Genomic DNA, 25,052 nt, shown 5'->3' on the forward strand with positions numbered 1-25,052 from the left:
CAGGAGCCCACTGCATGCGCGTTGCAATCTTCGGGACCGGGTACGTCGGTCTGGTGACGGGGACCTGTCTGGCCGATGTCGGCCACCAGGTCACCTGTGTGGACATCGATCAGGCCAAGGTCGATGGCTTGAACAAGGGCGTCATCCCGATCTACGAGCCGGGCCTGGAGCCGATGGTCAAGGCCAACCATCAGGCCCGCCGTCTTCAGTTCACCACCGACGCGGCCGAGGCCATCGGCCAGTGCCCGGTGGTGTTCATCGCCGTGGGCACGCCCCCGGACGAAGATGGCAGCGCGGACCTGCAGTATGTGCTGGCCGTGGCGCGCACCATCGGCCAGCACATGCAGGTGCCCACCGTGGTGGTGAACAAGTCGACGGTGCCGGTCGGCACCGGCGACAAGGTGCGCCAGGCCGTGGCTGCTGAACTGGCCGCGCGTGGTGTACAGCTCGACTTCGATGTGGTCTCCAACCCGGAGTTCCTCAAGGAAGGCGACGCCGTGGCCGACTGCATGCGCCCGGACCGCATCATCGTGGGGTCCTCCAACGCCGACTCGGTGGCACTGATGCGGCGGCTGTACGCGCCGTTCAACCGCAACCACGACCGCGTGGTGGAAATGGATCTGCGGTCGGCCGAGCTGACCAAGTACGCCGCCAATGCGATGCTGGCCACCAAGATTTCGTTCATGAACGAAATCGCCAACATTGCCGAGCATGTGGGGGCTGATGTGGAGAAGGTCCGCCAGGGCATCGGCTCGGACCCGCGCATTGGCTGGCACTTCATCTATCCCGGCGCCGGCTACGGCGGCTCGTGCTTCCCCAAGGACGTGCAGGCGCTGGCCCGGATCGCCCAGCAGAACGGCGTGGAGCCGCGTCTGCTGGATGCGGTGGAAGCGGTCAATGCGGCGCAGAAAGGCCACCTGTTCGAGCTGGTCGGCCGCCACTACCAGCATGACGCGGCGGCAGTGCGTGGCAAGACCTTTGCGGTGTGGGGCCTGGCCTTCAAACCCAATACCGATGACATGCGCGAGGCCTCCAGCCGGCGTCTGCTGCAGCAGCTGTGGGATGCCGGTGCCAAGGTACGCGCCTACGATCCAGAGGCCCATCACGAAGCCCAGCGCATCTTCGGCCAGCGCGATGATCTGGTGCTGTGCGATGACGCGTGGCAGGCCCTGGACGGTGCCGACGCGCTGATCGTGGTGACCGAGTGGAAGCAGTTCCGCAGCCCGGATTTCGCCCGCCTGCACACCGCGCTGGCAGACAAGGTCGTCTTCGACGGCCGCAACCTTTATGACCCGGCCGAGATCGAATCCTGCGGTCTGGCCTATTACGGCATCGGCCGTGGACGATCCCTGCATGCATGAGGCCGCACCGACCGAGCGCGAGCTCGCACTCGAAGCACGCATGGTCGAGCTGGAGATGCGCGTGTCCTTCCAGGAACATGCGCTGGCCGAGCTGAGCGATGCGCTGGCCGAAGCACGCATGGAAGGCAGCCGCAACGCCAACCTGATGCGCGTCCTGCTGGAAGACCTGGGCAAGGTCCGCAACGCGCTGAATTCTTCCGACCCGGTGGACGAGCCGCCACCGCCGCACTATTGAACGCACTGTCATGAGCGATACTCTGCGCGACCAGTTGCTGGGCCTGGGCTTCAAGTCCGCGCCCCAGCCCGAACGCAAACCCGAAGCGCGCCGTGATGGCCGCGGTGGACCTCGCCCGGGTGGCAAGCCAGCCGGCAAGCCCGGCAGCGGCAGGTCCGAGCAGCGACCGTCGCAGGGCCGACAAGGGCAGGGTCAGGCCCAGCCGACGGGCGGCAACCGCCGTGGGCAGGCGCCGCGCAAACCGCGCAGCAGCGAGGAAATGGATCTGGCCAAGGCCTACGCCATCCGCGCCCAGCGTGAGAAGGAAGAGCGCCTGCAGGCTGAGCGTGCCAAGCAGGAGGAAGCCCGCCTGCGCCGTGAAGCCAAGGCCAAGCTTGATGAGCTGCTCAAGGACAAGGCGCTCAACGATGACGCCGCCGAGATAGCCCGGCACTTCCCGTATGGCGGCAAGATCAAGCGCATTTATGTAACGGCCGAACAGCTCAAGGCGCTCAACGCTGGCGAGCTGGGCGTGGTGCAGCAGGGCGGTCGCTACGTGCTGGTGAGCGCGCAGGTGCTGGCCGAGGCTGAAGCGATCTTCGCCCCGGCGATCGCGCTGAAGGTCGACCCCGATGCACCGGCAGCCGACGACCCGTACGCCGATCCCCGGTACCAGGTGCCTGACGATCTGGTCTGGTAACCCAAGCCCGGTAGGTGACGACCGTTGGTCGCCACGCTGCCTGCTTCGGTAGGTGACGACCGTTGGTCGTCAAGGTTGTGCGGCGCAGCCGTGCTTTCCCGTTTGGCCGGGCGCCGCGCCGGCAGCAACAGCGTGACGACCAACGGTCGTCACCTACCGGCTTCATCGCGCGCTTGTGGATGCCCGCCTGGCCCCGGCCTTGGGTAGGTGACGACCGTTGGTCGTCACGCTGCCGCGGCGCGTGCGCGCAGCAGCGGCAGGCTCAACGCGAAGAAGCACAGCACCGCGCCGATGCCGGCAAACCCACTGCCGACCAGAAACGCAGTGCGGCCTTGATCGATACCCCATAGCTGCCCGGCGATCAGCGCACCGAGCACACCACCCAGCCCTGAGGAAAAACCGTAGAACAATCCCTGTGCATGGCCGTTGAGCCGGCCTGGGAAATACGTGGCCAGCATCTGCATCGCCGCGGCGAAAAATGCCGCAAATCCCAGTGCATGCAGGCTCTGCACCACCAGCATCACCGGCAGGTTCTGCGGGTAAAGCGCGGTGACCGACCAGCGCACCGTCGAGCTGAGCAGGGCGATCAGCAGCATCCAGCTGGCATCGTAGCGACGGAAGAACCGCCCGATGGTGAAAAACACGCCGACCTCGAACACCACACCTACCGTCCACAGCACGCCGAGCATTGAAGTGCGGTAACCATGATGGTCCATGTAGACCGAGAAAAACGTGTAATAGGGCCCGAACGAGAGCTGCTCCATGAACGCGGCGAGGAAGAAGACCAGTACCGCCGGCCTGCGCACCACCTGCCAGAAGCCCTGGCCGTCGGCACTGCTCCTGCTGATGTCGCGGGCGTATCGGTTGTTGAGCGCCGATACCAGCATCAACGCAAAAAGCGGCAGCATCATCCACGGCAGCTGGCCGGCGCGGCTGCTGCCATCCTCGCGTTCCAGCAGCCAGCCAAACAGCGTGACCACGGCAATGAAGCCGAGCGAGCCCCACACCCGGATCAGCCCGTAGCGATGGCTGTCGTTGCCAAGGTGGGTCAGGGTGATCGACTCGAACTGCGGCATCACCGCGTTGTAGAAGAAGCAGAACGCCACCATCGCCGGATACATCCACACGTGCGGCAGCGGCAGCAGAAACACGGCGAAGGTCAGCAGGGTCAGCAGGCAGCCTGCGCGCAGCCATACGATCGGCCGCGACGAGGCACCGGCCAGCGTGGTCCAGCTGCTGGGTGCCACCACGCGGGTGGCATACCACAGGCTCATCATCACGCTGATCGCGGTCACGCTCATGCCGCGCGAGGACAGAAACAGGCTCCAGTAGGGCGTGAACGCGCCGAGCGCGGCGTAGTAGAACAGGTAGAAGCTGGACAGGCGGACGACCGGGACGCGGTCGCGGACAGACACGGTCATTCGGGGTCGTAGTCGAGATTGGAGGCCAGCCAGCGTTCGGCCTGGGCGCGCTCCACACCCTTGCGCCGGGCGTAGTCGCTCACCTGCTCCCGGCTGAGGCGGCCGACCACGAAGTACTGGCTCTGCGGGTGGCTGAAGTAATAGCCGGAAACCGCTGCCGTGGGCAGCATCGCAAAGCTCTCGGTCAGGGACATGCCGGCAAGGCGCGGTGCGTCCAGCAGCTTGAACAGGGTGGCCTTTTCGCTGTGCTCAGGGCACGCGGGGTAGCCCGGCGCCGGGCGGATGCCGCGGTAGGCTTCGGCGATCAGCGCCTCGTTGTCCAGCTGCTCAGCGGCGGCAAATCCCCAGAATCCGGTGCGCACGCGCTGGTGCAGACGTTCGGCCAGGGCCTCGGCCAGGCGGTCGGCCAGGGCCTTGAGCAGGATGGCGTTGTAGTCATCGTGCTCGGCCTCCATGCGCGCGACATGCGCGTCTATGCCGATGCCGGCGGTGACAGCGAACGCGCCGATCCAGTCCTGCCGGCCACTGTCGGCCGGGGCGATGAAATCGGCCAGACAGAAGTCCGGACGCTCGGCCGGCTTGTCGACCTGCTGGCGCAGGAAGTGCAGCATGACCTCGCCGTTGGGGTGCTGTACACGCACGTCGTCGCCGTCGCTGCATGCCGGCCACAGGCCGAACACTGCCTTTGCCTGCAGCCAGCGCTCCTGCACGATGCGCGCCAGCATCGCGCGGGCATCGCGGTACAGTTCGCTGGCCTGGCGGCCGACGATCTCATCGTCGAGAATGGCGGGGAACTTGCCGGCCAGCTCCCACGCCTGGAAGAACGGCGTCCAGTCGATGTAGTCGACCAGTTCGGCCAGTGGATAGTCGTCGAACACGTGCAGCCCCGGCTGGCGTGGCGCAGGCGGCTCGTACGCCTGCCAGCCACCGTCAAACCGCTGCGCGCGCGCGTGGGCCAGGCTGACCAGCCGCTTGGCATCACCGCGGTTGCGATGGCGCTGGCGGATCTCGGCGTACTCGGCCTCGGTGCTGGCCACGAAGCCATCGCGCAGGTCGCGCGAGATCAGCGACTGGGCGACGCCGACCGCGCGCGAGGCATCCTTCACCCACACCGTGGGCGCCTGGTAATGCGGGTCGATCTTCAGCGCGGTGTGCGCGCGCGAGGTGGTCGCACCGCCGATCATGAGTGGCAGCGTGAAACCCTGGCGCTGCAGTTCGCGCGCCACGTGGCTCATTTCCTCCAGCGACGGGGTGATCAGCCCGGACAGTCCGATGATGTCGGCGTTCTCGGCGCGGGCGGCGTCCAGGATCTTCTGCGCCGGCACCATCACGCCAAGATCGATGACCTCGAAGTTGTTGCAGGCCAACACCACCCCGACGATGTTCTTGCCGATGTCGTGCACATCGCCCTTGACCGTGGCCATGATGATGCGTCCGTTGCTGCGCGCGCTCTCGCCGGTACGGGCCTTCTCCGCTTCGATGTAGGGCAGCAGGTAGGCCACCGCCTTTTTCATCACCCGCGCCGACTTGACGACCTGCGGCAGGAACATCTTGCCGGCACCGAACAGATCGCCGACCACGTTCATGCCGTCCATCAGCGGACCTTCAATGACGTCCAGTGGGCGGATGGCCGCCTGGCGGGCCTGTTCGGTGTCTTCTTCGACCCAGGCATCCAGACCGTGGACCAGCGCATGCGCCAGCCGCTCGTTGACCGGGCGCGTGCGCCAGGCGGTGTCTTCCACCTTCGCCGCGCCTTTCTTCCCCTTGTAGCGTTCGGCGATATCCAGCAGCCGCTCGGTGCCATCAGCGCGGCGGTTGAGAACGACATCTTCGACCCGCTCGCGCAGCTCGGGGTCGAGCTCATCGTAGATAGGCATCGCACCGGCATTGACAATGCCCATGTCCATGCCTGCGGCGATGGCGTGGTACAGGAACACCGAGTGGATGGCCTGACGCACGGTTTCGTTGCCACGGAACGAGAACGACACGTTGGAAACACCGCCGGAAACATGGCAGTGGGGCAGGGTCGCCTTGATGATGCGGGTGGCCTGGATGAAGTCCACTGCATAGTTGTCGTGCGCTTCGATGCCCGTGGCAACGGCGAAGATGTTCGGATCGAAAATGATGTCTTCCGGCGCAAAGCCGAGCTCGTCCACCAGGATGTGATAGGCCCGCGTGCAGATCTCCACCTTGCGCGCGCAGGTGTCAGCCTGGCCGACCTCGTCGAAGGCCATCACCACGGCCGCGGCGCCGTAGCGCATCACCTTGCGCGCCTGTTCCTTGAATGCGGCCTCGCCTTCCTTGAGCGATATCGAATTGACCACGCTCTTGCCCTGCAGGCATTTGAGTCCGGCCTCGATCACACTCCATCTGGAGGAATCGACCATCACCGGAATGCGTGCGATGTCCGGCTCGGACATGATCAGGTTGAGGAAGCGGGTCATCGCCGCTTCGGAGTCGATCAGGCCCTCGTCCATGTTGACATCGAGGATCTGCGCGCCACTGGCCACCTGCTGCCGCGCCACCTCCACCGCCTCTTCGTAGCGTTGCTCCTTGATCAGCTTGCGGAACTGGGCGCTGCCGGTGACATTGGTGCGCTCACCGACATTGACGAACAGCAGGTCCGGGCTGATGACCAGCGGCTCCAGGCCGGACAGGCGGGTGGGGCGGGCAACCGAGGCGGGGGTGTGCATCACCAGACCTTGAACACCTGACCGTTGCCGATGCCTTCGACGCTGCGCTGGTAGGCCAGCGCGGCGCGCGCAGCATCAACCGGCTCGAAGCCGGGGAAGAACGGACCGTAGCTGTCCAGGGCTTCGGTCAGCACGCTGGGGCTGACCGCGTTGATGCGCAGGCCGTTGCGCAGCTCCAGCGCGGCTGCGCGCACGAAGCCTTCCACGGCCGCGTTGACGGCGGTGGCGCTGGCGCCCTGCGCGATGGGCTGTTCGGTCAGGATGCCGGTGGTCAGCGTGATCGAGCCGCCGGCATTGAGATGATGCTGGCCGAGCAGGGCCAGCCGCACCTGGCCGAGCAGCTTGTCCTGCAGGCCGACGTCGAACTGGGCCGCATCCATCTCCGGCAGCGGGCCGAAGTGCACCTTGCCGGTGGTGGCGATGATTGCATCGAGCGGGCCCAGCCGGCCCAGCAGGGTCGACACGCTGTCGTCGCTGCGCAGGTCGATCGGGTGCGCAGGGTCGTTGCGCGAGGCGCCGATCACCTCGTGGCCGCGCTGGCGCAGGTGCTGGGCAACGGCCTGGCCCAGAGTGCCGCCGGCGCCGACGAGCAGGATCTTCTTGGGGGACGTGGACATCGGGAGTACCTCCGGTTTTATACGGTTTCAGATTCGGTTTCGTACGACGCAGCGACCACGGTGGTCGCAGCGGTGCGGGGCAGTGCGCGCGGCGGCAGCCCGGCCACCGCATCGGCGATGGCCCGGATGTGCGCTGGGGTGGTGCCACAGCAGCCGCCCACCAGATTGAGCAGGCCTGCCGTGGCGAACTCATGCAGCGTGGCGGCCATTTCCTCGGGCGTCTCGTCGTATTCGCCAAAGGCGTTGGGCAGCCCGGCATTGGGATGTGCGCTGACATGACACTCGGCGATCTGGGCCAGGGTTTCCACGTGCGGTCGCATGTCGCTGGCGCCCAGCGCGCAGTTCAGCCCAATCGACAGCGGGCGCGCGTGGGCCAGCGAGGCGTGGAAGGCTTCAGCGGTCTGGCCGGACAAGGTGCGCCCGGAGGCATCGGTGATGGTGCCGGAGATCATCACCGGCAGCCGCCCCCCGCGCGCCTCGAACGCTTCTTCCACGGCGAACAGGGCGGCCTTGGCATTGAGCGTGTCGAAGATGGTCTCCACCATGATGGTGTCAGCGCCACCGTCGATCAGGCCGTCGACCGCCTCCCGATAGGTCTGGCGCAGCGCATCGAAACTGGTGTTGCGGAATCCCGGGTCGTTGACGTCCGGACTGATCGAGGCGGTGCGGCTGGTGGGACCCAGCACGCCGATGACAAAGCGGGGTCTGTCCGGCGTGGTCGCCTCGACGGCCTCGCAGCAGCCTCGCGCCACGGCGGCGCCGGCCTTGTTGAGCTCGTAGACCACATGCTCGAGGTGGTAGTCGGCCTGGCTGATCGCGGTGGCATTGAACGTGTTGGTCTCCACCAGGTCCGCGCCGGCTTCCAGATAGGCGGTGTGGATCTGCGCGATGATCTCCGGCCGGGTAAGCAGCAGCAGGTCATTGTTGCCTTTCAGATCATGGCCCTGCGGGGCGCCGTGGTCGCAGCCGGCGCCATGCGCATGCGGGCCGCGCTCGGCGTCGAATCCGGCAGCGAAGCGCTCGCCCCGGTAGTCCTGTTCCTGCAGTCCGTGTCGCTGGATCATCGTACCCATCGCCCCGTCGATGATCAGGATGCGCCGCGCGAGCGCGTCCAGCAGAGCCTGGGTACGGGCCGGGTGCAGCCAGGGCAGGGGAGCGGACATCGTCGACCTCAGGGTTTGTTGGCGATAAGTGATATCACTTCAAAGTGCGGCGGGCGCTTTTCGCGTGTCACGGTTTCCAGGCTGGAGACGTGGAGGCCCGCCTTGTCGACAAAACGCCGCAGCTCTTTGTCGGAGAATCCGAGATTGACGTGGCCATAAGCGTCAACTGCCGCCTTGTGCTCGTGCCGTGCAAGGCTGCACAGCAGCAGACGACCGCCAGGCCGGAGCACGCGCGCAGCCTCAGTGACCGCCTGGGCAGGCTTGCTGGCATAGGTCAGTGCATGCATCAGCACCACCAGGTCGAAACTCTGTTCGGGGAAGGGCAGGGCGTGCATGTCACCCTCGCGCACTTCCACATTGGGCAGCCGTCGCAGGCGCTCGCTCGCTGCTGCCACCACCCGTGCGCTGGTGTCGATGCAGACGTAGCGCCGGGCGTGCGGTGCCACCAGCTCTGCCAACACGCCATCGCCGGAGGCGATATCCAGCACGTCGCCGGTTTCCAGCAGGGGCAGAGCGGTGCGGGCCAGTGCTTCCCAGGTGCGGCCGGGCGAGTAGTGCCGTTCCATGTCACCGGCCACGCTGTCGGCCCAGTTCTGGTCGGCGGCGCGGCTGGCCATCACCGCGGCAACGCGCTCGGCGTCCTGACGCAGCAGCGGATCATCGCTGCCGGTGCTCAAGGCATGCCACAATGCACGCTGTGCCGGGTCGAGCTGGGCTTCGTCGAAGCGGTAGTAGGCCGACACGCCGGCACGACGGTCGCGTACCAGGCCGGCTTCCTTGAGGCGCGCCAGATGGGTCGAGACGCGCGGCTGGGCCAGCCGGGTGATCGCCGACAGCTCGGCCACGGTGAGTTCCTCCTGCTCCAGCAGCGCCAGCAGGCGCACCCGGGTGGCGTCGGCAAACACTTTGAGCCGGGTCGACCAGTCCTCGAGATCCATAAAATATCCACCTATCGCGATAGAGCGATATTTTCCGCGTGCGCTGCGCCGGGGTCAAGCGCGGGCCGGCCGCGTGGTCAGCCTGCGCACACGCTTGCCCGCTACAATCGGGGTTTACGAGCCCGGGAGGGGTGTTGTGGATTTCAGCTTTACCGAAGAGCAGTTGATGCTGCAGGACGTGGCGCGGCGCATCGCGCAGGAAAAGATCGCCCCCAGTGCCGAGCACCATGACCGCAGCGGCGAGTTTCCGCTGGAGAACATCCGCCTGCTGGGTGAAAACGGCCTGATGGGCATCGAAGTACCCGCCGAGTACGGCGGGGCGGGCATGGATCCGATCGCGTACGTGCTGGCGATGGTGGAGGTCGCCGCCGGTGATGCTGCGCACTCGACGATCATGTCGGTCAACAATTCGCTGTTCTGCAACGGCATTCTGACCCATGGCAACGAAGCGCAGAAGCAGAAGTACGTGCGCGCCATCGCCGAGGGCGAGGCCATCGGTGCGTTCGCGCTGACCGAGCCGCAGTCCGGTTCCGATGCCACCGCGATGCGCTGCCGTGCGGTCAAACAGGCCGATGGCCGCTATGTGATCAACGGCAAGAAGAGCTGGATCACCTCCGGCCCGGTGGCGCGCTACATCGTCCTGTTCGCGATGAGCGAGCCGGACAAGGGCGCGCGCGGTATCACCGCTTTCCTGGTCGATACTGAAAAGTCGGGCTTCGGTCGCGGCAAGACCGAGCCCAAGCTCGGCATCCGCGCTTCGGCGACCTGCGAAATCGAGTTCACCGACTACGTTGCCGAGGCAGAGGACGTGCTCGGCCAGGAGGGTGAGGGCTTCAAGATCGCCATGGGTGTGCTTGACGCCGGCCGCATTGGCATCGCTTCGCAGGCCATCGGCATTGCCCGTGCGGCCTATGAGGCCACGCTGGAGTACGTGAAGGAGCGCAAGGCGTTCGGCGCGGCGATCGGCACGTTCCAGATGACCCAGGCCAAGATCGCTGACATGAAGTGCAAGCTGGACGCAGCGCTGCTGCTGACCCTGCGTGCGGCGTGGGTGAAGGGGCAGGGCAGGCGTTTCAGCAATGAAGCGGCCATCGCCAAGCTGACCGCCTCCGAGGCAGCCATGTGGATCACCCACCAGGCCGTGCAGATCCACGGCGGTATGGGGTACTCCAAGGAAATGCCGCTGGAGCGGTACTTCCGCGATGCCAAGATCACCGAGATCTACGAGGGGACCTCGGAGATCCAGCGCCTGGTGATCGCGCGAAACGAGACCGGCCTGCGCTGAGGGTGACGGGCGGGGACTGGGCCCCGACCGTGAGCCATCCGGTCCGCGGCAGGTGACGACCGTTGGTCGTCACGCTGAAGTCACGGCTGGCCGATTCCTTTCCGGCCTGCCGAGCCGCTCAGCTGCTGCGTTCTGGATCAGGCTTAATGGATGACAACGCCCGGAACCCGCCCAATTGGCCGGGCTCGTCAGGGGGCGGGCGGGCCGGTGGTACACATTCGTCACGCGCCGACAGCTCTGCCTCCTGCCGGCACGGCATCTGCCGGGCACACTGGCGCCTCCTTCACCCTTGGAGACATTCCGCATGCGTAATCACCTCATCCTGAGTTCGAGTCTGGCTGTGGCCATAGCCTGTGCGATCGCCCTGCCTGCCAGTGCAGCAACGTGGCAGTGCGATTACGTGTACGACGGCGACGTGGCCGAGCGGCGCAACGTGGAGGCCGATTCAGAGGCCGAGGCGCAGGCGAAGCTGGACGCACTTGCGATCTCCGAAGGCTGGTCCATCGATTTCCACCTGGGCTGCACCGAGCTCTGAACGGTCACCACGCACTGCGCTTACGCAGCGAAGCGGCGGCCGCTTTACCTTGCCGCCTTCCAGCCTGACCACGAAAAAAGGCCCCGGATCGCTCCGGGGCCTTCTCTGTCACCGGTTACGCTGGATCAGCGGTCCGGGCGGTGCGCACCTTCGCCTTCGCGCTGACGCGCGATGTAGTCCTGCGACGGTTCGTCCAGCTTGTCACCGAGCATGCGGCGGACGACCACGAAGAACACCGGGATCATCAGCAGGCCGAGCAGGGTGGCAAACACCATGCCGCCGATGACGCCGGTGCCGATCGCATGACGCGAGTTGGCGCCGGCGCCGGTGGAAATCGCCATCGGCACCACACCCATGATGAACGCAAACGAGGTCATCAGGATCGGACGGAAGCGCAGACGCGCCGCCTCGATGGTCGCCTCGCGCAGGGTACGACCCGCTGCCCGCTGCTCTACCGCGAACTCGACGATCAGGATCGCGTTCTTGGCTGCCAGACCGATGACGGTGATCATGCCGATCTTGAAGAAGATGTCGTTGGGCAGGCCGCGCAGCATGGAGAACCCGATGGCACCCAGCACACCCAGCGGCACCACCAGCAGCACAGCCACCGGAATCGACCAGCTCTCATACAGCGCCGCAAGGCAGAGGAACACCACCACCACCGAGAGCACCAGCAGCAGGGTCGCCGCGTTGCCGGCGAGGATTTCCTGGTAGCTCATGCCCGACCAGTCATAGCCGTAACCGGCCGGCAGGTCGTTGTCGACGATGTCCTCCATGGTGCTCATCGCTTCGCCCGAGCTGGTGCCCGGTGCCTGCGAGCCGACGATGTTGACCGCCGAATAGCCGTTGTAGCGGCTCAACGATGGTGGTGCGGATACCCACTCGGACTTCACCACACTGCTCAGCGGAATCATCGTGCGGGTGCCGTCGCTGTTCTCGCTCAGGGTCGACGGGCTGTAGAAGCTCTTCAGCGAGGCTTCGCCGGTGCGGTAGGGCGCATCGGCCTGCATGGTCACGCGCTTGATGCGGCCTTCGGAGAAGAAGTCGTTCACATACACCGGGGCCAGCATCAGCTGGATGGTGCTGTAGACATCAGACACCGACATGCCCATGGCCTGGGCCTGCACCCGGTCCACGTGCAGCGCCAGCTGCGGGGCATTCTCCAGGCCGTTGGGACGCACGCCCACCAGTTTGTCGGGCATGCCGGCAGCAGCGCCCAGCAGCTGGTTGCGGGCCTGGGTCAGCTGCTCAAAGCCCGCACCTGCTCGATCCTGCAGCCACATGTCAAAGCCGCCGAACTGGCCCAGGCCCTGCACGGTAGGCAGGTTGACCACGAAGATCTGCGCTTCCTTGATGCCGTAGAACGCGCCGTTCATGTTCTGGATGAACTCGGGCACGGTGATCTTGCGGTCGGCCCAGGGCTTGAGGCGGATGAAGCCCATGCCCACGTTCTCGCCCGAACCGACGAAGCTGAAGCCGGCGATCTGCATCAGGCCTTCATAGCCTTCCTGCTTCTCCAGGATGCCGCGCATCTGGGCGAAGACCTCGTTGGTCTGGCCCTTGGTCGAACCCGGGGGCAGCTGCACGATGGCGATCGCATAGCCCTGGTCTTCTTCCGGCAGGAAGCTGCCCGGCATGCGGGTGAACAGGAAGCCGCACAGCACCATCAGCACCACCGCCAGGATCATCCAGCGCGGGGCATGCTTCACCGCCGAGGTGATGTGTCCCACATAGGTGCCGCTGACCTTGTCGTAATACTTGTTGAAGGTGCGGTAGACGATGTTCGGGTTGTCGTTGTGGGTCGGCTTGAGGAAGGTCGCGCACAGCGCCGGGGTGAAGCCCAGTGCCAGGAACGCGGAGAAGCCCATCGAAATGGCAATGGTCAGCGCGAACTGTTTGTAGATCTCGCCAGCCGCACCACCCTGCAGTGCCGACGGGATGAACACCGCCGCCAGCACCACGGTGATGGCCACCACCGCGCCGGTGATCTGGGTCATCGCCTTCTGGGTTGCCGGCTTGGGCGCCAGCTTCTCCTCGGTCATGATGCGCTCGACGTTCTCGATCACCACGATCGCGTCATCGACCACGATGCCGATGGCCAGCACCATCGCGAACAGGGTCAGCTGGTTGATCGTGAAGCCGATCATCCACATGCCCAGGAACGTACCCAGCAGGGCCACCGGAATGACCAGGGTGGGGATGATGGTGGCGCGGAAGTTCTGCAGGAAGATCAGCATCACCAGGAACACCAGCAACACTGCCTCGAACAGGGTCTTGACCACTTCCTCGATGGAAATCTTGACGAAGGTGGTGCTGTCGTAGGGCGAGAACCAGGTCACCCCGGCCGGGAAGCTGGGCTGCAGCTCATCCATCTTGGCACGTACCGCATCGGCTACGTTCAGGGCGTTGGCACCCGGCAGCAGCTGGATCGCGAACGCGCCGGTAGGGGCGCCGTTGTACTGGGTATCAAAGCCGTAGTTGTTGGCGCCAAAGGCGATGCGCGCGATGTCCTTGAGCAGCACGCGCGAGCCATCGGCACTGGAGCGCAGGATGATGTTCTCGAACTCTTCGGGCGTGCTGAAGCGGCCCTCGGCTGATACGGTGGCGGTGAAGTGTCCGTCCGGCGACGGGTCCGAGCCCAGTGCACCGGCCGCGAACTGCACGTTCTGTGCGCGGACGGCAGAGAGCACCTCGCTGGCCGACAGGCCATAGCCCTGCATCTTTTCCGGGTTGAGCCAGATGTTCATGGCGTACTCGGAACCGAACTGCTGGGTGCTGCCGACGCCGGGGATGCGCGAGATCTGGTCGAGCACACGCGAGCCGACGATGTCGTTGAGCGCGTCGCGGGTGATCGAGGCGTTCTCGGTGCGCAGGCCCACCACCATCAGGAAGCCGGCGTTGGCCTTGGCCACCACCACACCCTGCTGGGTGACCTCCGACGGCAGACGCGGCGTGGCCAGCGAGACCTTGTTCTGCACCTGCACCTGGGCGATGTCCGCGTCGGTACCGGTTTCAAAGGTCAGGGTGATCTGCGCCCGGCCATTGGATGAGGACGACGAACTGAAATACAGCAGGTGATCGATGCCGGTCAGCTGCTGCTCGATCACCTGGGTGACCGACTTTTCGGTGGTGTCGGCGCTGGCACCGGGGTAGGTGGCCGACACGGTGACCTGTGGCGGCGCGATGTTGGGATAGGACTCGACGCCCAGGTTGAGGATCGCGATCACGCCGCTGAGCGAGATCAGGATCGCCACCACCCAGGCGAATACCGGGTGTTCAATGAAAAATTTAGGCATGGCAGGCGCTTCCCGTTACTGCTTGTTCGAGTCGTTGGCCGGCGCGGCCTGCGCGTCGTCCGCAGCCGGTGCTGCGGCCGCCGGCTGTGCGGGTGCGGCGGCATCGGCATTGGCAGGGGCGCTGCCGGCGGCCGGTGCAGCCGGGCCGGCGTCGCTGCCGGGCGTCCACGGCTTGGCCGAGGCAGGTGCGCCTTCCTTGACCTTCTGCACGCCGGCCACGATGACCTTGTCGCCAGCCTGCAGCCCACCGGTCACCAGCCAGTTGCCGCCCTGGGTGCCTTCGGTGGTGACATTGCGACGCACCACATTGCCGTCGCCGCCGACCACCATCAGATAGCCGCCGGTGGCGTCACGCTGCAGTGCCTGCTGCGGCACCAGATAGGCGTTGTTGCGCTCGCCGAGGGTCGCCTGGAAGCTGACAAAGGCGCCCGGCAGCAGAATGCGGTCGGGATTGGGCAGCACGGCGCGCAGCGACACCGCGCCGGTAGCCGGATCGACCGTGGTCGAGGAGAAATCAAGCGTGCCGCTCTGGCCATAGCTGCTGCCATCGGCCAGCTGCACCTGCACGCTGGCCTTGCCGTCGCCGGACAGGGCCAGGCTGCCCTTGGCCTGTGCAGCACGCAGCTGCGACAGCTCGTCCACGCTCAGCGAGAAATTCACATACAGCGGGTCGAGCTGGTCCACGGTGGTCAGCAGGGTCACATCGCCCTGGCCGACCAGTGCACCTTCGGTGACCTGCTGCTTGCCGGCAACGCCACTGATCGGCGCGGTGACCTGCGCGTAGCCCAGGCTGATGCGCGAGCTGCTGACACTGGCTTCGGCCTGGCGCACGGCGGCCTGCGCGGTGCGCTCGGCGGCTTCGGCCGCATCCAGGTCGGCCTTGGAGACATAGGCCTGCGGAGCCAGCGAGCGGGCACGGTCAGCGGCGACCTTGGCATTGGCATAGGACGCGCGCGCCGAAGCGAGCTGTGCCTCGGAGGCATTCAGACTGGCCTGTAGTGGTGCCGGGTCGATCAGGAACAGCACCTGGCCCTGCTTGACCTCGCTGCCTTCCTGGTAGACGCGCTTGAGCAGCACGCCCGGCACGCGGGCGCGCACGTCGGCGCTGCGGTAGGGCGACAGACGGCCGACCAGCTCGCGCTGCAGCGGCAGGGTCTGCGGCTTGGCCTCGATGACGCCCACTTCCGGCGGCGGGGGCGTCTGCTGTTCCGGCTTGCTGCAGGCCGCCAGCGCAACGGCGATGGCGCACGTCAGGGCAAGAGTGCGGAGTGGGGCGATCATCAGGAAAAACTCCGGAGTTGGTTTGAAGTGGGGGCGGTTGGCAACGCCGGCGCGAAGGCACGCAGGAAGCTGTCAACGGAAAATTCGGCCCAGCGGCGCCGACGCAGGGCGTCGTCGCGATGGGGTATGAAAAAGCGCTGGCGGTCGAAATCGAGCCCCGCGATCATGCTCATTAGCAGCTCGGCCATGAAGTGCGGGTCGTCATGGCGCAGGTGTCCCTGCGCGCAGGCCGACTCGATCCATTCAGCCAGGTGAAGATGGAGGCTGCCGGAACCGTCGCGGTAGAGCATGCGCGCCTCGTCAGGGAACTGCGCGCTGTCGGCATTGATCATCCGGCAGGCCTGGGCGACGTGAGGCTGGTTGAAGTGCTCCAGGTAATCGACCGCGAACTGCAGCAGGCTGGCGCGGACATCGCCGTCACCTACACTGCGCAGTCCGGCAGTGGCGCGGCAGACATAGCGCTGCACCACCTGCCGCAGCAGCGATTCCTTGTTGCCGTAGCGCGAGTACAGCGTCTGCTTCGAGCATCCGGCCCGCTGTGCAACGGCGTCCATGCTCAGCTGCATGCCCTGTCGCGCCAGCAGCTCACGCACGGCGTCGAACACGCGCTGGTCGCGCGCGGGCAGGGCGCCTGCGGGATCGGGGGTGGATTTCACGCGTGGACTATACCGTCCAGTTCAGAATTGTGGAATCGATGCGATGTGACGATGGATGTCGGTATGGGGGTGGCTTTGCCGATGCTGGCTGCCCGACCTTGTCGTGGTCGGCCCGGATCGATCCCCCTGCCGGTTGAGGATGAATAGGCGTTTAAACGCTACGTAACGCGAATGGCCAGATTCCGTCCTGCAGCAAGGCCTTTTGATCGCCAGGGGCTACACTTTCATTTTCCCAACTGAGCATTACGCATCGCTCTGCCATGAAACCGCAAAAGACCGCAGCCAAATCCGTGAAAAACAAGCCCAAACCAGCGCCGGCCCCGAAAGTGTCGACGGCCGGTTTCTCCCTGGAACCGGTGTACGCGGCCCTGCGCAAGCGTTACCCGGCGGCGGGTCAGGCCGAAGCAGTGGCATTCGCAGCGGACTTCTACAAGCGCATGGAGGCGGACGAGTACCCGCACCACAGCGCCGAGGAGTGGGCGGCACTGGCCGCGGAGACGCTGGAGTTCGCGCGTGCCCGCAAGGCCGGCAAAGCGAACGTGCGCGTGTTCAATCCCACGGCCAAGGCGCAGGGGTGGGAGTCGCCGCACACGGTGCTGCAGGTCGTCAATGACGACATGCCATTCCTGGTCGACACCGTCACCATGGCGCTGTCCGAACAGGGCATCGGCGTGCACGTGCTGGGGCATCCGGTCATTCGTTTCAGCCGTGACAGGGCCGGCAAGCTGACCCAGGTCGGTGAAGGTGACGCCGAATCGGTGATGCTGCTGGAGATCGACCGCCAGCCGGCAGAAAGCCTGGCCGGCATCGAAAAGGCGATCGGCAAGGCTCTGGATGAAGTACGCGCCATCGTGCGCGACTGGGAGCCGATGCGCGCCAAGGCGCTGGCCCTTGCCGAAGACCTCGGCACGCGCACGCTGCCGGTGGATGATGCATCGCGCGCCGAAGCGCAGGAGTTCCTGCGCTGGGCCGCCGACAACCACTTCACCTTCTTCGGCTACCGCGAGTACCGCGTGGAGAAGCAGGGCAAGGAAGATGTGCTGGCACCGTTGAACGACACCGGTCTGGGCCTGATGCGTGGCCAGGACAAGTCGGCCGCGCGTCCGGTCAGCACCCTGGCCGCTCAGGGTCTGAACACCAGCCAGGGTCTGACCGATGCGCTGATCCTGACCAAGACCAATGCCCGCTCGCGCGTGCACCGCGCCGGCTACATGGACTACATCGGCGTGCTGGCGTTCGATGCCAAGGGCCGCATCATCGGCGAGCAGCGCTTCCTCGGCCTGTTCACCTCCAGCGCCTACAACCGCCGCCCGTGGGAGATCCCGCTGGTGCGCAAGCGCCACGAATACGTGATGGAGCAGTCCGGTCTGGCACCGGCCAGCCACAGCGGTAAAGCGCTGCGCCATATACTTGAAACGCTGCCGCGCGAGGAACTGTTCCAGAGCAGCGAGGAAGAGCTGTACCGTACCGCCATCGGTGTGCTGGGCCTGCAGGAGCGCGTGCGCAGCCGACTGTTCCTGCGCCGCGACAAGTACAGCCGCTTCATTTCCGCGCTGGTGTACCTGCCGCGTGAACGCTTCAACACGGATGTGCGCCTGCGCATCGAAGCGATGCTCAAGGATGCTCTGCAGGGCGAGCACGTGGACAGCTCGGTAGTGCTCGGTGATTCTCCGCTGGCCCAGGTCCACCTCATCGTGCGTCCCAAGCCCGGCCAGGTGCTGGACGTGGACACCGCCGCGCTGGAGCAGCAGCTGGCCAAGGTGCTGCGCAACTGGCAGGACGACCTGCGCGAAGCGCTGGTCAGTGCCCACGGCGAGACCGAAGGGCTTCGTATTGCCGCGCGTATCGGCAAGGCATTGCCGGCTGGCTACATCGAAGACAACAGCACCGAGATCGCGGCCCATGACGTGGCCCAGCTGGACGCGCTGACCGGCCCGGACGATCTGCGTCTGAGCCTGCAGGCGGTGGGCGAAGGCCTGCGCCTGAAGCTGTACCGCCAGCTGGATGACATCCCGCTGTCGGACGCGTTGCCGATGATGGAAAACATGGGGCTGCGCGTGATTTCCGAGCGCCCGTACCGGCTTTCGGTGGACAACGCACCGGTCTACGTGCAGGACTTCGAGGTCGAATCGACCGCTGGCGCGATCGATGCGGCCAGTGTCGATGCTGCGTTCGGCGAGACCTTCGCCCGTGTCTGGAACAACGACGCGGAGAACGACGGCTTCAACCGTCTGGTGCTGGCCGCTGGTCTGCACTGGCGCCAGGTCGCGATGCTGCGTGGTTACTGCAAGTACCTGCTGCAGACCGGTGTGCCGTTCTCGCAGGCCTATGTGGAAGGCACCTTCACCCGTTACCCGCTGCTGGCGCGCCTGCTGGTGGAACTGTTCGAAGCGCGCTTCGATCCGGCCACCGGCAACGAAAGCAAGGCCGACATTGCCGCCGGCCAGGCCGATCTCAAGGCGCACCTGGCGGTGCTGGCCGCCGGTGACGAGGCCACGCTGAAGGTGCTGCAGGGTGTGGTCGATGCCCGCAGCGGCAGCCGCGACGTGCAGATGCAGGCCGCGCGCGACGCGCTGCTCAAGCTGATGGACCGCGTGTCCAGCCTGGATGAAGACCGCATCCTGCGTTCATTCATGGGCGTCATCGACGCGACCCTGCGCACCAGCTACTACCAGACCGACGCCCAGGGCCAGCCGGGCCACGTCATCAGCTTCAAGTTCGATTCGGCGCTGGTGCCCGATCTGCCCAAGCCGCGTCCGTACCGCGAGATCTTCGTCTACGGCCCGCGCGTGGAAGGCACGCATCTGCGCTTCGGCGCGGTTGCCCGTGGCGGCCTGCGCTGGTCGGACCGTCGCGAGGACTTCCGCACCGAGGTGCTGGGTCTGGTCAAGGCGCAGATGGTCAAGAACACGGTCATCGTGCCGGTTGGCGCCAAGGGCGGTTTCTTCGCCAAGCTGCCGCCGGTCAATGGTGACCGCGACGCGGTATTCGCCAACGGCGTTGCCTGCTACAAGCTGTTCATCCAGGGCCTGCTGGACATCACCGACAACATCGTCAACGACAGGATCGTGCCGCCGGTAGACGTGGTGCGTCATGACATGGACGACCCGTATCTGGTGGTGGCAGCTGACAAGGGCACTGCCACCTTCTCCGACATCGCCAACGGCCTGGCCGTGGCGCACGGCTTCTGGATGGGCGATGCGTTTGCCTCCGGTGGTTCGGTGGGCTACGACCACAAGGGCATGGGCATCACCGCACGCGGCGCCTGGGAATCGGTCAAGCGCCACTTCCGCGCGCTGGGCGTGGACTGCCAGAGCCAGGATTTCACCGCGGTTGGCGTCGGCGACATGTCCGGCGACGTGTTCGGCAACGGCATGCTGCTGTCACGCCACATCCGGCTGGTGGCCGCGTTCGATCACCGGCACATCTTCCTCGATCCGAACCCGGACTCGGCCAGTTCGTTCATCGAACGCGAGCGCATGTTCGGCCTGCCGCGGTCAAGCTGGGCCGACTACGATGCCAAGCTGATCAGCAAGGGCGGCGGCATCTACCCGCGCACGCTCAAGTCGATCGAGATCACCCCGCAGGTCCGCGAAGCGCTGGGCCTGGCAGAGGGTGTCAAGGCGCTGTCGCCCAACGATCTGATGAGCGCCATCCTCAAGGCACCGGTGGATCTGCTGTGGAACGGCGGCATCGGCACCTACGTCAAGGCGGCCAGCGAGCAGCACAGCGATGTGGGCGACCGCGCCAACAACGCGCTGCGCGTCAATGGTGGCGAGCTGCGTTGCAAGGTGGTGGGTGAGGGCGGCAACCTCGGCATGACCCAGCTGGGCCGCATCGAGGCGGGCCAGGCCGGCGTACTGCTCAACACCGACTTCATCGATAATTCGGCCGGTGTGGATACCTCTGACCACGAAGTCAACATCAAGATCCTGCTCAACGATGTGGTGCGTGCAAAGAAGCTCACGGTGGAACAGCGCAACAAGCTGCTGGCCTCGATGACCGACGAAGTGGCCGCTCTGGTGCTCAACGACAACTACCGCCAGAACCAGGCCATCAGCCTGATGGAGCGGATGGCGATCAAGCGTCTGGGTTCCAAGCAGCACTTCATCCGCACGCTGGAACAGCAGGGTCTGCTCGACCGTCAGATCGAGTTCCTGCCTTCCGATGCCGAGCTGTCCCAGCGCAAGGCACGCGGCCAGGGCCTGACCCGGCCGGAACTGTCGGTGCTGCTGTCCTACTCCAAGCTGGTGGCATTCGCGCAGCTGCTTGAGTCGGACATTCCGGAAGACCCGTACCTGTCCAAGGAACTGCAGCGCTACTTCCCCACACCGCTGCAGAAGAAGTACGCCGATGCCATGGAGCGTCACCGCCTCAAGCGCGAGATCATCGCCACGGCCGTGACCAACCAGACCATCAACCGGATGGGCGCGACCTTCCTGATGCGCATGCAGGAGGACACCGGCCGTTCCATCGCCGAGGTTGCCAAGGCCTACACCATCAGCCGCGAGACGCTGGACGCCCGCGCGCTGTGGGCACAGATCGACGCTCTCGACGGCACGCTGCCCGAGTCGGTGCAGATCGACGCGCTGGAAGTGATCTGGAAGCTGCAGCGCTCGTTCGTGCGATGGCTGCTCTCGCGCCCCGGCCCGATGCCGGGCATCACCGAGGCGGTCAACCGCTATCAGGGGCCGTTCAACGATATCCGCGTGGCTTCCGGCGTGCTGCCTGATTCGCAGCGACCGACCTACGAAGCGCTTGTTGCCGAGTGGAAGGAGAAGGGGCTGCCGCCGTCGCTGGCACAGCAGCTGGCCGAGCTGCACTTCCTGGAGCCGGCTTTCGACATCATCGAACTGGCTCGGACGCGCAAGCTCAAGCCGGTGGACGTGTCCAAGGTCCACTTCCGGCTGGGCGATGCGCTGCAGCTGCCCTGGCTGTTCGAGCAGATCGATGGCCTGGAGGTCAACGGTCGCTGGCATGCGGTCGCCCGCGGCGTCCTGCGTGACGAGCTCGCCGCGCACCACCGCACGCTTGCCGGCCAGGTGCTGGCAATGAAGGGCACCGGCGCCGAAGCCAAGGTGGCTGCCTGGATGGCACGTGACGACAGCAGCCTGCGGTTCACCCTGGCGATGCTGGCCGAGCTGGCCGAGCAGAAGACGCTGGATTACCCGACCGTCTCGGTCGCGGTGCAGCGCCTGGGTCAGCTGGCCGCGCACGGCGCGTAAGGCGTATCTGATCCGCTGCTGGTAATGCAAACGGCCCCGCATCTGCGGGGCCGTTTTTTCATGCGCATGGCGCGTGGCCTGCATTAGGTGCGGTTCCGGTATGCTCTTGCCACGCCTTTCCCGGATGCACCGATGAGCGACACCCCCCGCATCGCGTTCCTGGCCAGCAGCACCGAACCGGCGCGCAACGCGCGCGCCGCGATGGTGTCCCGCTATGGCGAGCATGCCCCTGACCAGGCTGACGTGCTGTGCCCGCTCGGCGGCGACGGTTTCATGCTGCAGACCCTGCATCGCCATGGTCACCTCGGCAGGCCGGTGTTCGGCATGAAACTGGGCACGGTGGGGTTCCTGATGAACCAGTACCACGGCGACGATGACGTGCATGCCCGCATCGCCCGGGCTGAGCCGGCCAATCTGCGCCCGTTGGAAATGACCGCGCTGAGTGAATCCGGTGCAAGCAGCAGTCTGTTGGCGTTCAACGACGTGTCGCTGCTGCGGCAGACACGGCAGGCCGCGCACATCGGCATCGATCTCAATGGCCAGGAGCGGGTCAACGAGCTGATTGGCGACGGCGTACTGGTGGCCACCCCGGCCGGCAGCACCGCCTACAACTATTCCGCCCACGGTCCGGTGCTGCCGCTGGGCTCGCACACCATCGCGCTGACGCCGCTGGCGCCTTATCGGCCCAGGCGCTGGCGCGGCGCCATTCTCAAGGCCGACACGGAGGTGCGCTTCCGGGTGCTCGACCCGTACAAGCGGCCGGTCAGTGTGACCGCCGATTCGCATGAGATCCGTGACGTGGTCGAGGTCACCATCCGCGAATCGCGCGACCGGCGTGTGACCCTGCTGTTTGACCCGGAGCACAACCTGGAAGATCGCATCCTCAGCGAACAGTTCGTGTTCTGAAGATCAATCCGCGCGACAATAGGCCGCCGCCGCCACAGGAGCCATCATGGGCGACAATACCCCCCGTCTGCTGACCGTCGCGGTTACCTCGCGCGCGCTGTTCGACCTTGAAGAAAGCCATGCGCTGTTCGAGAGCGACGGCGTGGAGGCCTACGCCGAGTACCAGCGTCAACACGAGGACGACATTCTCGGCCCCGGTGTTGCCTTCCCGGTGGTGCGCAAGCTGCTGGCGTTGAACCAGGGGGCCGGGCCGGAGAATCCGCGTGTGGAGGTCATTCTGCTTTCGCGCAATTCAGCCGACACCGGCCTGCGGATCTTCAACTCGATCGAGCACTACGGGTTGGGCATCATCCGCGCCACGTTCACTGCCGGCGAGCCGACCTGGCCCTACGTCAAGCCGTTCGGCACCGATCTGTTCCTGTCGGCCAACCCCGAGTCGGTGCGCAGCGCGCTGCGCCACGGCATCGCCGCGGCCACCATCCTGCCCAAACCGCCGGGCGAGACCGCGGCGGCGGCGGTGGACCAGGTGGTTGCCAGCGAGCGTGATGCCGGTCAGCTGCGTATTGCGTTCGATGGCGATGCAGTGATCTTTGGCGATGAGAGCGAGCGCATCTCGCGCGAGCAGGGCGTGGAAGCGTTCGGCCGTCATGAGCGGGAGCGCGCGCGTGAGCCGCTCAGTGGCGGCCCATTCCGTGGCTTCCTTTCAGCGTTGCATACGCTGCAGCAGGTATTCCCGGCTGGCGAGGATGCACCGATCCGTACCGCGCTGGTGACCGCGCGCTCCGCGCCGGCGCATGAGCGGGTGATCCGCACGCTGCGCGAGTGGGGAGTGCGCCTGGATGAAGCCCTGTTCCTGGGTGGCCGCCACAAGGGGCCGTTCCTGCAGGCCTTCGGTGCCGACATCTTCTTTGATGATTCCCAGCACAACATCGACAGCGCCCGTGCGCACGTGGCTGCCGGTCACGTCCCGCACGGCGTCGCCAACGAGACTTAGCGCCGGGCTCTGCCCGGCGGCTCTGCTGTCAGATCGCCAGCATCCCGGTAGGTGACGACCGTTGGTCGTCACGGCGTTGCCTCGGCACGGGACGTCTCGCCACCAGCACGGCTGCGCCGCTGAAGCGTGACGACCGACGGTCGTCACCTACCGAGGCGGAGCCGAGAGGCCCAGGCGCAGGTCCACCACCTTCCAGCGCAGGCCCTGCGGCTCCAGCACCACCTGCAGGGGCGGTTCACCAGGCTCGCGCTCGACATCCACCACGAAACGATCGAGCCGTTCGAAACGGTGCTTCGCCTCACGCAGCGGACGCGCCGGCTCCGGCGCGGCCCAGCTGTCGCCGCCCTGCAGTTCGTTGCGGCCGCGTTTCCACAGCTGATGTCCCTGCAGCATCGCACCGATCCCCATCGGGGTGATCAGCGTGTCCACAGCCGCACCGCCCAGTTGCCGACCGAGGCCCTGCAGCAGCCCGCCGAACGGGCTGGCTGCCACGTCCACGCCGGCCTGGCGCAGCAGATGGTCGCTCAACTGCGCGCGCAGGCTCGCACGCACGCGCGGAAAGTCCACATAGCGCTCCAGACGCGCGGTATCGCGCTCTTCGATCGCGGTGGAAATGCTGTGCACGGCCAGATAGGGGCCACTGAACCACCAGGCGCTGATGGCCAGCGAAAGCAGGACGATTACCGCACCGAGCTTCTTCATGGGACGTCCGTCATCGGGGAGGAGTCGCCATGGTGCAGCACCAGAACCCAACGGGGGTGAACGCCAGCGGCGGGCTAGACGCTTGGTGAACCCCGTCCGTCGCCGAACACGGCGACCAGACGTGCACGGTCCGCTGCGTCCAGCAGGCAGGGATCGGTGGCCAGGATCTGCAGCAGGCTCTCGGTGCGCGTTGTGCCGACGATGCCGGCGGCAATGCCTGGATGCTGCAGCACGTAGGCGAACGCGGTCTGCGCCGGCGCCTGTGAGGCGATCGAGGCGACCGCGCGGCGCATCTTCGAGGCACTGCGCATGAGCCGGCGACTGCTGGGCTTGAGCCAGGCACGGGCGAGGTACCAGGCGTCGCTCAATGCCGGCAGGCGGGGCCGGTAGGGCAGCAGATGGCCCTGCGCCAGCACCGTGCCGGCCAGTACGCCCATGCCGGCCTCGTGCAGCTGCGCCACATGCGCGGCGCGGTCCTGCTGCAGCAGGTTGTAGTCCAGCAGTACCACGTCGAATACGGTCGGGTTCGCGGCCAGCCAGTCCAGCGTGCCGCGCGAATGGGTATTGATGCCGAGGTGGCGGAACAGGCCGCGCTCGCGCAGGCGCTGCAGCGTGCCCAGCAGTTCATCGGTGATCTGGTGCTCACCGATGCCATGCAGCTGGTAGATGTCCAGATACTCCAGCCGAAGGTTGCGCAGCGATGCCTCGCAGCTTGCGGTGATCGCCGCTGGCGAGAAATCCCGTTGCTCGGTGCCGCCTAGGCCGGCCTGGCCGGTCAGGGTGCCGCCCTTGCTGGATATCACCAGCTGCTCGCGTGGGCAGGTGGCCAGCAGCGGTGCGAGCAGCCGACCCAGCCGGGGTTCGGCGTTGAAACCGGAATAGTTGTGGCCGGTATCGAGCAGATTGACGCCCTGTTCCAGCGCCGTCGCCAGCACGCGACCGGCCGCGCCCTCGGCGAACCGCCGGTGGCCCCAGAAGCCGGAGCAGCCCAGCCCGATCGGCGACACCTGCAGCCCGGTACGGCCCAGCGTGCGGCGCTGGCGCGGCAGCGGCAGGGTCATCGGT

17 protein-coding genes and 1 pseudogene are annotated in these 25,052 nt (G+C 66.1%); 8 read left to right on the top strand and 10 right to left on the bottom strand.

Features of this window, described 5'->3' with window-relative positions; all coding sequences use genetic code 11:
* Window positions 1–14 precede the first annotated feature (14 nt).
* From RZA67_RS06385 to RZA67_RS06395, 3 genes are read left to right on the top strand one after another with little or no spacing between them, the layout of a single operon-like run.
* Window positions 15–1,361, top strand: coding sequence for a UDP-glucose/GDP-mannose dehydrogenase family protein (locus RZA67_RS06385; protein ID WP_317211803.1), 1,347 nt, complete (start codon window positions 15–17; stop codon window positions 1,359–1,361).
* Window positions 1,354–1,596, top strand: coding sequence for a SlyX family protein (locus tag RZA67_RS06390; protein WP_317211804.1), 243 nt, complete (start codon window positions 1,354–1,356; stop codon window positions 1,594–1,596). The genes RZA67_RS06385 and RZA67_RS06390 overlap by 8 nt, the downstream gene beginning before the upstream one ends.
* Window positions 1,597–1,606: 10 nt before the next feature.
* The gene (locus RZA67_RS06395) at window positions 1,607–2,275 is read left to right on the top strand and encodes a DUF2058 family protein (RefSeq protein WP_317211806.1); all 669 of its coding nucleotides are present in this window, start codon (window positions 1,607–1,609) and stop codon (window positions 2,273–2,275) included.
* Between the two features lie 224 nt (window positions 2,276–2,499).
* Here the strand turns inward: RZA67_RS06395 and RZA67_RS06400 are convergent, their stop codons facing one another.
* From RZA67_RS06400 to RZA67_RS06420, 5 genes are read right to left on the bottom strand one after another with little or no spacing between them, the layout of a single operon-like run.
* Window positions 2,500–3,696 carry an MFS transporter gene (locus RZA67_RS06400; RefSeq protein WP_317211807.1) on the bottom strand — a complete coding sequence of 399 codons (1,197 nt, stop codon included), beginning with the start codon at window positions 3,694–3,696 and terminating at the stop codon, window positions 2,500–2,502.
* Window positions 3,693–6,389: a methionine synthase gene (metH, locus tag RZA67_RS06405; RefSeq protein WP_317211808.1), complete on the bottom strand. Its 2,697-nt coding sequence runs from the start codon at window positions 6,387–6,389 to the stop codon at window positions 3,693–3,695. Before metH ends, RZA67_RS06400 begins: the two co-directional genes overlap by 4 nt.
* Window positions 6,389–7,006: a short chain dehydrogenase gene (locus tag RZA67_RS06410; RefSeq protein ID WP_317211811.1), complete on the bottom strand. Its 618-nt coding sequence runs from the start codon at window positions 7,004–7,006 to the stop codon at window positions 6,389–6,391. The genes metH and RZA67_RS06410 overlap by 1 nt, the downstream gene beginning before the upstream one ends.
* A gap of 17 nt (window positions 7,007–7,023) precedes the next feature.
* Window positions 7,024–8,169: a homocysteine S-methyltransferase family protein gene (locus RZA67_RS06415; RefSeq protein WP_317211813.1), complete on the bottom strand. Its 1,146-nt coding sequence runs from the start codon at window positions 8,167–8,169 to the stop codon at window positions 7,024–7,026.
* Between the two features lie 8 nt (window positions 8,170–8,177).
* Window positions 8,178–9,107, bottom strand: a complete 930-nt coding sequence (locus RZA67_RS06420; RefSeq protein WP_317211816.1) for a metalloregulator ArsR/SmtB family transcription factor — start codon at window positions 9,105–9,107, stop codon at window positions 8,178–8,180.
* Between the two features lie 136 nt (window positions 9,108–9,243).
* Here RZA67_RS06420 and RZA67_RS06425 point away from each other — a divergent pair, with 136 nt between their 5' ends.
* Entirely contained in the window at window positions 9,244–10,392 is a 1,149-nt protein-coding gene (locus tag RZA67_RS06425; protein WP_317211818.1) for an acyl-CoA dehydrogenase family protein, read from the top strand.
* Between the two features lie 304 nt (window positions 10,393–10,696).
* Window positions 10,697–10,927: a hypothetical protein gene (locus RZA67_RS06430; protein ID WP_317211819.1), complete on the top strand. Its 231-nt coding sequence runs from the start codon at window positions 10,697–10,699 to the stop codon at window positions 10,925–10,927.
* A 125-nt stretch (window positions 10,928–11,052) separates the two neighbouring features.
* Here the strand turns inward: RZA67_RS06430 and RZA67_RS06435 are convergent, their stop codons facing one another.
* Genes RZA67_RS06435 through RZA67_RS06445 form a run of 3 tightly spaced genes read right to left on the bottom strand, consistent with a single transcriptional unit; the run spans window position 11,053 to window position 16,070 of the window.
* Window positions 11,053–14,223, bottom strand: a complete 3,171-nt coding sequence (locus RZA67_RS06435) for a multidrug efflux RND transporter permease subunit (protein WP_317211820.1) — start codon at window positions 14,221–14,223, stop codon at window positions 11,053–11,055.
* Between the two features lie 15 nt (window positions 14,224–14,238).
* On the bottom strand, window positions 14,239–15,504 hold the full coding sequence (locus tag RZA67_RS06440; RefSeq protein WP_317211822.1) for an efflux RND transporter periplasmic adaptor subunit: 1,266 nt from the start codon (window positions 15,502–15,504) through the stop codon (window positions 14,239–14,241).
* On the bottom strand, window positions 15,504–16,070 hold the full coding sequence (locus RZA67_RS06445; RefSeq protein WP_317213926.1) for a TetR/AcrR family transcriptional regulator: 567 nt from the start codon (window positions 16,068–16,070) through the stop codon (window positions 15,504–15,506). The genes RZA67_RS06440 and RZA67_RS06445 overlap by 1 nt, the downstream gene beginning before the upstream one ends.
* A gap of 434 nt (window positions 16,071–16,504) precedes the next feature.
* Here RZA67_RS06445 and RZA67_RS06450 point away from each other — a divergent pair.
* From RZA67_RS06450 to RZA67_RS06460, 3 genes and pseudogenes are all read left to right on the top strand, one after another.
* Window positions 16,505–21,385, top strand: a pseudogene (locus RZA67_RS06450) (NAD-glutamate dehydrogenase domain-containing protein); the annotation flags it as partial.
* A 132-nt stretch (window positions 21,386–21,517) separates the two neighbouring features.
* Entirely contained in the window at window positions 21,518–22,291 is a 774-nt protein-coding gene (locus tag RZA67_RS06455; protein ID WP_317211824.1) for an NAD kinase, read from the top strand.
* A gap of 46 nt (window positions 22,292–22,337) precedes the next feature.
* Window positions 22,338–23,285 (top strand): 5'-nucleotidase, encoded by a 948-nt coding sequence (locus RZA67_RS06460; RefSeq protein ID WP_317211825.1) that lies wholly within the window; start codon window positions 22,338–22,340, stop codon window positions 23,283–23,285.
* A gap of 147 nt (window positions 23,286–23,432) precedes the next feature.
* Here the strand turns inward: RZA67_RS06460 and RZA67_RS06465 are convergent, their stop codons facing one another.
* Together RZA67_RS06465 and RZA67_RS06470 are read right to left on the bottom strand one after the other, a co-directional pair.
* On the bottom strand, window positions 23,433–23,987 hold the full coding sequence (locus RZA67_RS06465; RefSeq protein ID WP_317211826.1) for a DUF2939 domain-containing protein: 555 nt from the start codon (window positions 23,985–23,987) through the stop codon (window positions 23,433–23,435).
* Window positions 23,988–24,061: 74 nt separating this feature from the next.
* Window positions 24,062–25,048, bottom strand: a complete 987-nt coding sequence (locus RZA67_RS06470) for an aldo/keto reductase (protein ID WP_317211827.1) — start codon at window positions 25,046–25,048, stop codon at window positions 24,062–24,064.
* Between the last annotated feature and the right edge of the window lie 4 nt (window positions 25,049–25,052).

Source organism: Stenotrophomonas sp. C3(2023) (assembly GCF_032911385.1).
GTDB lineage: Bacteria > Pseudomonadota > Gammaproteobacteria > Xanthomonadales > Xanthomonadaceae > Stenotrophomonas.